The organism is Luteibacter sp. P4_D7_3, from assembly GCF_056401735.1.
The window spans coordinates 1-7,350 of sequence record NZ_JBFUIT010000203.1 but is presented as its reverse complement, the minus strand read 5'-3'; the positions used below and the strand labels follow the sequence as shown (position 1 = coordinate 7,350).

Genomic DNA, 7,350 nt, shown 5'->3' with positions numbered 1-7,350 from the left:
GGTGGCAATGCCGCGCCGCACAAGCGCCGGCAACGGCCCACGGGACTATAATCCCCGTTTGGGTCCGCGCCGCGGACCGTCCCCACGACAATCCTGGATAACCATGCAGCAGACGATGAGAGCGCTGGTGAAGCGCAAGCCCGAACAGGGCATCTGGATGGAAGAAGTGCCGGTTCCGCAGGTCGGTCCGAACGAGGTCCTGATCAAGGTCGAGAAAACCGCCATCTGCGGTACCGACCTGCACATCTATAAGTGGGACGAGTGGTCCCAGCGCACCATCACCCCGGGCCTGACCATCGGCCACGAGTTCGTCGGCCGCGTGGTCGACATGGGCCCCGGCGTCACCGGCTACAAGATCGGCGATCGCGTATCGGCGGAAGGACATATCGTTTGCGGTCATTGCCGCAACTGCCGCGCTGGCCGCCAGCACCTTTGCCCGAACACGGTCGGCATCGGCGTGAACCGTAACGGCGCCTTCGCCGAATACATGACCATGCCGGCCTCGAACCTGTGGCCGATCCCGGATCAGATTCCGTCCGAGCTGGCCGCCTTCTTCGACCCGTACGGCAATGCCGCCCACTGCGCGCTGGAATTCGACCTGATCGGCGAAGACGTGCTGATCACGGGAGCGGGCCCGATCGGCATCATCGCCGCGGGCATCGCCAAGCACGTCGGCGCGCGTAACGTCGTCGTGACCGACGTCAACGACTATCGCCTGAAGCTGGCCGCCGATATGGGCGCCACGCGCGTCGTCAACGTCGCCAACCAGTCGCTCAAGGACGTGGTCAAGGACCTCCACATCGAGGGCTTCGACGTTGGCCTGGAGATGAGCGGCAACCCGCGTGCCTTCGGCGACATGCTCGACTGCATGTACCACGGCGGCAAGATCGCCATGCTCGGCATCATGCCGCGTGGCGCCGGCATCGACTGGGACAAGGTCATCTTCAAGGGCCTCACCCTGCAGGGTATCTACGGCCGCAAGATGTACGAGACCTGGTACAAGATGACCCAGATGGTGTTGACGGGCTTCCCGCTGCAGAAGGTGCTCACCCACCAGATCGCCATCGACGACTTCCAGAGGGGTTTCGACCTGATGGATGCAGGGCAGAGCGGCAAGGTCGTCTGCTCCTGGACCTGAGCCTCGCACGTGGCTGATATTCCGTAAGGCACCGCCCGCCCACGCATGCCCCCGACGAGTACACTTTCCGTCGGGGGCAATACAGTGAAGGGGCGGGAGTATGGATACACGCATCGCGTGGCGGAACATCCGCTGGGACAAGGGCCGCGACCAGGCTCTGGCCGTCTATCGGTCGCGCCGCAGCCGGCGCATCGGGCTCGGCGTCCTCATTGCCGTGATCCTCTTTGGCTTGCTGGGCTTCCTTGCCGCACCGTCGCTCATTCGCTCACAGATCGCTTCCCGCGCCAGCACCGCGCTCGGACGTCCGGTCACCGTCGGTGATGTCAGTCTGAACCCGTTCACCCTGAAGCTCGTCATCGAGCGCCTGCACATCGCCGAGGCCGACGGCCATACCGCGTTTGTCGATATCGACCGGCTCACCGCGAACGCCTCGTGGGCATCGCTGTTCCGGGCAGCACCGATCCTCGACGAATTGCGCATCGAGTCGCCGCGCGTGCACCTCCAGCGGACCGCGCCGCAGCGCTTCAACTTCACCGACATCCTCGAGCGTCTTTCGAGCCAGCCGGCGGCGCCGGATACGGGCCCGGCGCGTTTTGCCGTGTCGAACATCGCCCTGCACGGTGGTCAGATCGATTTCGACGACCGCCTCCTGAATGCGACGCATCGCGTCGATCACCTCGAGCTCGGCATCCCCTTCATCGCGAGCCTGCCCAGCGACACCGACATCTTCGTGCAGCCGCTGCTGGCAATGAACGTCGACGGCAGTCCGCTGAAAGCGCAGGGCCAGACCAAACCCTTCGCCAGCAGCCGCGAGTCGTCGATTACGTTCCGGCTCGATCACCTGGACCTCGCCCGCTACGTCGGTTTCGTTCCCACGCCGCTGCCCGTCGCCGTGCCGAGCGGCAAACTTTCCGGAGTCCTGGCCCTGAACTTCGTGATGGCCGAGGCGCATCCCAGCATCCGCCTCAACGGCCGGCTGGCGCTCGACGAACTGAAGGTCACCGGTAAGGACGGCGCGGCGATGCTGGAGCTGGCCCATGGCGACGCGGACCTCACCGTGCTCGAGCCGCTCACGTCCCGTTATCGGCTCGGCGCGGTGACCCTCGAGCGAGCATCGGTGCGCTATGCGAGCCTGCCGGGCGGGAAGAGCAATATCGACGCGCTCACGGCGCCGGGGCCGGCGACGCACGCGCCCCCTTCCGATGCCAAAGCGGCGCCCATGGATGTGCGCATCGACAGCCTCACGCTGAAGGATTCGCACCTCCAGTATGCGGACCTCTCCGGGCCTTCGCCCGCCCATCTGGATCTCGAACACATGCAAGGCAGCTTGCGTGGACTGAGCACGGTGAAGGCGCAGGCGGCGGCGCTGGATGTGTCGGCGCAGATGGCCGGTGGCTCCGTGTCGACGCAGGGTAAGGTGGATCTTCCCGCAGGCAGCTTCCTGGGCAAGCTCACCCTCAAGAATGTCTCGCTGCCGGCGCTGATGCCGCTGGCACCGCCCCTGCTCAACGCCGATATCACCGGGGGCAACGTCGGCGCAGAAGGTACCCTGGCGCTAGGCTGGCACGATGGCGTCACGCTTCGCCTCACGAACACCAAAGCCCGCCTGGACGAATTTACGCTCGTACCACGCGGCGGCCGCGCCTCGCCGGTCACCTGGTCGTCGCTGTCGGCAACGATCGCGCTGGTCGACCTCGTCACCCGCGAAGCCCGCGTGGACGAACTGCTGCTGGGGGGGCTGACTCTCGACGTGCAGCGACTGGTCAACGGCAACGTCGACCTGGCAAGTGTGATGCCACCCTCCTCGTCGGCCGCCCACCCCGCCGGCTCGGACTGGCACTGGAGCGTCGCCCATCTGGGCCTGAACGATGGCAAGCTCAGCCTGCGCGACGCGAAGACGCCGGGTAAGCGCAACGCGGTGACGATGACCGCGAATGCCTTCAGCGTCGATGGACTCTCCGACGATCTTCGCAAACCGCTCAAGCTCGATCTCAAGGGCGCACTCGGCGACGGCAGCTTCGCCGTCGTCGGTACGATCAAGCCTGAACCGCTGGATGCCGATCTGAAGATCCAGGGCACGCGTATCGACGTGGCGCCACTGCAGACCCTGGTGACCGTGCCGCTCAACGTTCGCGTGGGAAGCGGCCTGCTCAGCCTCGACGGCCAGGTCCGCTACAGCGCGCTGAAGGTCACGGCGCGGATCGGCTATCGCGGAAAGGCGACGCTGGGTCGCGTACGCGTGCTCGACAAGGTCACCAACGACGACTTCCTCCGCTGGACATCCCTCAGCGCCAGCAACATGGTTGTCGCCCTCGGCGACGGCGTGCCTCGCGTGGCGATTGGCGGCCTGGCACTGGACGATTTTTACGCCCGCGTCATCGTCAACGCGACGGGGCGGCTCAACGTGCAGGACGTCGTCGCCAATCCCGAAGCGCCGGGCGCCGTGTCGGTGACCCAGGCCCAGGCGAATCCCGCACCGAAGACGGCACCCGCCGCGGCGCCGGTCCCGGTCCCCGGCGCTAGCGGACCCGATGCCGATATACGCATTGGCCAGATCACGCTGACCCGCGGCCAGCTGAACTACACCGACAATTTCATCAAGCCGAACTACACGGCGGATGTCACCCAGCTCACCGGCAAGATCGGCGCGTTCGGCACGGCGGGTGGCGCTCCGCCTGCCGCGCTTACGCTGCAGGGTCAGCTGGACAGCAATGCACCGGTCGACATCGAGGGCACCATCAATCCGCTCGCGCCGRTCGCCTTTCTCGACATCACGGCGAAGGCCGAAGGCATCCAGCTCACCAACCTTTCGCCCTACTCCGGCAAGTACGCGGGCTATCCGATTGCCAGCGGGCGGCTCAACGTCGATGTCCACTACACGCTCGACCAGCGCAAACTCGCCGCGGACAACCACATTTTCATCGACCAACTCACCTTCGGCGATCGCATCGAGGGACCCGGCATCAGCCACCTTCCGGTCAAGCTCGCCGTGGCATTGCTCAAGGACAGCCAGGGACGGATCGATGTCCACGTGCCGGTATCCGGCTCGCTCGATGACCCGCACTTCAGCGTCGGCGGCCTGGTCTGGCGAGCCATCGGCAACCTCATCGTCAAGGCGGTGACCTCCCCGTTCCGACTGCTCGCCTCCATCGGTGGTGGCCGCGAGGACCTCGGCTACGTGGAGTTCGCGCCAGGCTCGGACGTGCTCGATGCGGCGGCCCAGGACAAGCTCGGCCAGATCGTGAAGGTTCTGAGTGACAAGCCCTCGGTGAGTCTCGACATCATCGGTCGCATCGACACGAGCAAGGATGAGTCCGGCCTGCGCAAAGTCATGGTCGAAGATCTCATTCGCAAGGAGCAGGTGAGCGCCAAGGGCGACGACACCACGGCACCCACCGCCGAGGAACAGGACAAGTATCTCGAGCGCGCCTACCGCCACGCCGACTTTCCCAAGCCGAAGAACGTCATCGGTCTGACCAAGTCTCAGCCGCCGGAGGAGATGCGTACGCTGATGGAAACCCATATGCCGGTCGATGCCGATGCCTTGCGCCATCTGGCCGAGCGCCGCGCCAACGCCGTGCGGCAGTGGCTACAGGGGAAAGTCGACGACAAACGACTGTTCGTGCTGGCGCCGAAGCTCGATCCGAAGGGGATTGACGACGGCGGGAAGACCACCCGCGTGGATTTCGGACTTCACTGACACGCCAAGGGGTTCTGCGGGTTTTCTCATCGGGCGCGAGGCCTCACAATTGAGAATTCCTCCCACCGGACTTCCGACCATGACCTATCCGGGCCAGACGCGCTTCGCCAGCGAACTCGACTCCATTCGCGAACAGGGTCTGTTCAAGAGCGAGCGCATCATCGTTTCGCCGCAGTCCGCCGAGATCGAGCTCGAGGGTGGCCGCAAGGTGCTCAACTTCTGCGCGAACAACTACCTGGGCCTGGCGGATCACCCCGACGTGATCCAGGCGGCCAAGGACGCGCTGGATACCCACGGCTTCGGCATGGCCAGCGTGCGATTCATCTGCGGCACGCAGGACCTGCACAAGGAGCTGGAAGCGAAAATCGCCGCCTTCTTCGGCAAGGAAGACACCATCCTTTACGCCGCATGCTTCGATGCCAATGGCGGCCTGTTCGAACCCTTGCTTGGCGAGGAAGACGCGATCATTTCCGACGCGCTGAACCATGCGTCCATCATCGACGGCATCCGTCTGTGCAAGGCCAAGCGCTTCCGCTATGCGAACTGCGACATGGCCGACCTTGAAGCACAGCTCCAGGCCGCCGATGCCGCCGGAGCGCGCACCAAGCTGATCACCACCGACGGCGCCTTCTCGATGGACGGCTTCGTCGCGCCGCTCGCCGACATCACGGCACTGGCGAAGAAGTACAACGCCCTCGTCCATATCGACGAATGCCATTGCACCGGCTTCCTCGGCGACACGGGCCGCGGCTCCGCCGAGCTGCACGGCGTGCTCGACAAGATCGACATCATCACCGGCACGCTCGGCAAGGCCCTCGGTGGTGCGCTCGGTGGCTTCACCACCGGCCGCCGCGAGGTGATTGAGCTGCTGCGCCAGCGCTCGCGGCCCTATCTCTTCTCGAACTCGCTTCCGCCGCACGTCGTTGCCGCCGGCAGCAAGGTGTTCGACATGCTGGACGCCGCCGGCGACCTTCGCGACAAAGTGAAGGAAAACACGCGTTACTTCCGCGAAAAGATGACCGAGGCCGGTTTCGACATCCGCCCCGGCCAGCACCCGATCGTCCCGGTGATGATCTACGACGCCAAGCAGGCCCAGGCTATGGCCACCGCGCTACTCGACGAAGGCATCTACGTCACGGGCTTTTTCTTCCCGGTTGTCCCGCAGGGTAAGGCACGTATCCGCACGCAGATGAGCGCCGGGCATACGCGCGAGCACCTGGACAAGGCGATTGCTGCGTTTACCAGGGTGGGCAGGCAGTTGGGTGTGTTGAAGGGCTGAGGTTGACCGGTCCGCGCTGGCGCGCGGACCGCCTCAGTGCCGCCTGAGGGCGGCGACCTCGGCATCGGAGAGGTGCCGCCACTGCCCCTTGGCCAGCTCGCCTAACACCAGGTCACCGATCGCCGTGCGCAGCAACCGCCGGACATCGAAACCCAGCGCGGCCAGTAACCGGCGGATATGCCGGTTGCGCCCCTCGTCGAGGGTCACCTCCAGCCAGGCATTCCGTTCGCCCTGGCGCAGTAAGGAAACAGCCGTGGCCCGCAGCGTCTCGCCTGCCTCGACGACGCCTTCCAGCATGGCGTTAACGGTCGCCTCATCCGGCTGCCCCTCGACCTGGACGTGATAGGTCTTCGCGACGTGCGTCGCCGGTTCGGTAATACCCGCCGCCCAGACCGTGTCGTTGCTGAGCAGCAGCAAGCCCTCGCTCGCCTTGTCGAGCCGGCCGACCGGGCCGATCCACGGTAGCTTCGCGCCTTCGAGCAGCGAATAGACCGTATCGCGCCCACGCTCGTCGGCCGCCGAAACGACGAGACCGCGTGGCTTGTTCATGGCGATATAGACAGGCGCGGCCGACTCCGCAGCCGCACCGTCGAGTTCAATCCGCTCGTGCCCGGCCATCGGAAACTCGGGGTCGCGGATGATCTTGCCATCCACGCGGACCCTGCCCTCACGGGCAAGCTTCTCGCCTTGGCTACGCGAGCAGATGCCGCGCTTGGACAGCACGCGGGCAAGGCCGAAAACGGGTGTCGCAGGACGGCGCGACCGAGGACCGGGCGCGTAAGGAGGCTGACGGGGCATCGACATAGGATACCGCCCGGCCGGAACGGCAGACAAAAAAAACGGCATGCCGGAGCACGCCGTTTCGGAAATAGTCGTTGAAGGGCTTCCGTCAGATCTTTGCGATACCTTCGGGACGCTTGGCGCCGACGAAGTGCTGGGCCCAGTAGGCCTCATTCAGGCTGTCCACGCGCACCGTCTTGCCAGCCGACGGGGAGTGGATGAACTGACCATTGTCGATGTAGATACCGACATGCGAGATGGCCTTGCCGCGGGTGCGGAAGAAGACCAGGTCGCCGGTCTTCATGTCGTTGCGCTTGACCTTCAGGCCAGCGAGGAACTGGCTGGCCGAGTTGGTCGGAAGATCGAGGCCGATGCTGTGGATGAACACGTAGCGGACGAAGCCGCTGCAATCGAAGCCGGTGGAGGGCGCACGGCCACCACGCTGGTAACGGA

At 65.2% G+C, this 7,350-nt stretch carries 5 protein-coding genes; 3 read left to right on the top strand and 2 right to left on the bottom strand.

Annotated elements, in window-relative coordinates; genetic code table 11:
* The first annotated feature begins 115 nt into the window (after nucleotides 1-115).
* The 3 genes from tdh to kbl all read left to right on the top strand — a co-directional run bounded on the left by tdh (nucleotide 116) and on the right by kbl (nucleotide 6,117).
* Nucleotides 116-1,138 (top strand): L-threonine 3-dehydrogenase, encoded by a 1,023-nt coding sequence (gene tdh, locus AC1DSN_RS15595; protein WP_063572233.1) that lies wholly within the window; start codon nucleotides 116-118, stop codon nucleotides 1,136-1,138.
* Between the two features lie 100 nt (nucleotides 1,139-1,238).
* Complete coding sequence (locus tag AC1DSN_RS15590; RefSeq protein ID WP_477331539.1) at nucleotides 1,239-4,838, top strand: DUF748 domain-containing protein; 3,600 nt, start codon at nucleotides 1,239-1,241, stop codon at nucleotides 4,836-4,838.
* Between the two features lie 79 nt (nucleotides 4,839-4,917).
* Nucleotides 4,918-6,117: a glycine C-acetyltransferase gene (gene kbl, locus AC1DSN_RS15585; RefSeq protein WP_477331537.1), complete on the top strand. Its 1,200-nt coding sequence runs from the start codon at nucleotides 4,918-4,920 to the stop codon at nucleotides 6,115-6,117.
* Nucleotides 6,118-6,150: 33 nt separating this feature from the next.
* Here kbl and AC1DSN_RS15580 read toward each other — a convergent pair whose 3' ends face one another.
* Both AC1DSN_RS15580 and AC1DSN_RS15575 read right to left on the bottom strand, forming a co-directional pair.
* Entirely contained in the window at nucleotides 6,151-6,915 is a 765-nt protein-coding gene (locus AC1DSN_RS15580) for a pseudouridine synthase (protein ID WP_477331541.1), read from the bottom strand.
* 91 nt (nucleotides 6,916-7,006) lie between these two features.
* On the bottom strand, nucleotides 7,007-7,350 hold a 344-nt coding region (locus tag AC1DSN_RS15575), incomplete at its 5' end, for a C40 family peptidase (protein WP_477331535.1).

Excerpts from the sequence above, each read along its gene's own strand:
- tdh (WP_063572233.1), top strand. The coding sequence starts at position 116 with ATGAGAGCGCTGGTGAAGCGCAAGCCCGAACAGGGCATCTGGATGGAA.
- kbl (WP_477331537.1), top strand. The coding sequence starts at position 4,918 with ATGACCTATCCGGGCCAGACGCGCTTCGCCAGCGAACTCGACTCCATT.
- AC1DSN_RS15580 (WP_477331541.1), bottom strand. The coding sequence starts at position 6,915 with ATGCCCCGTCAGCCTCCTTACGCGCCCGGTCCTCGGTCGCGCCGTCCT.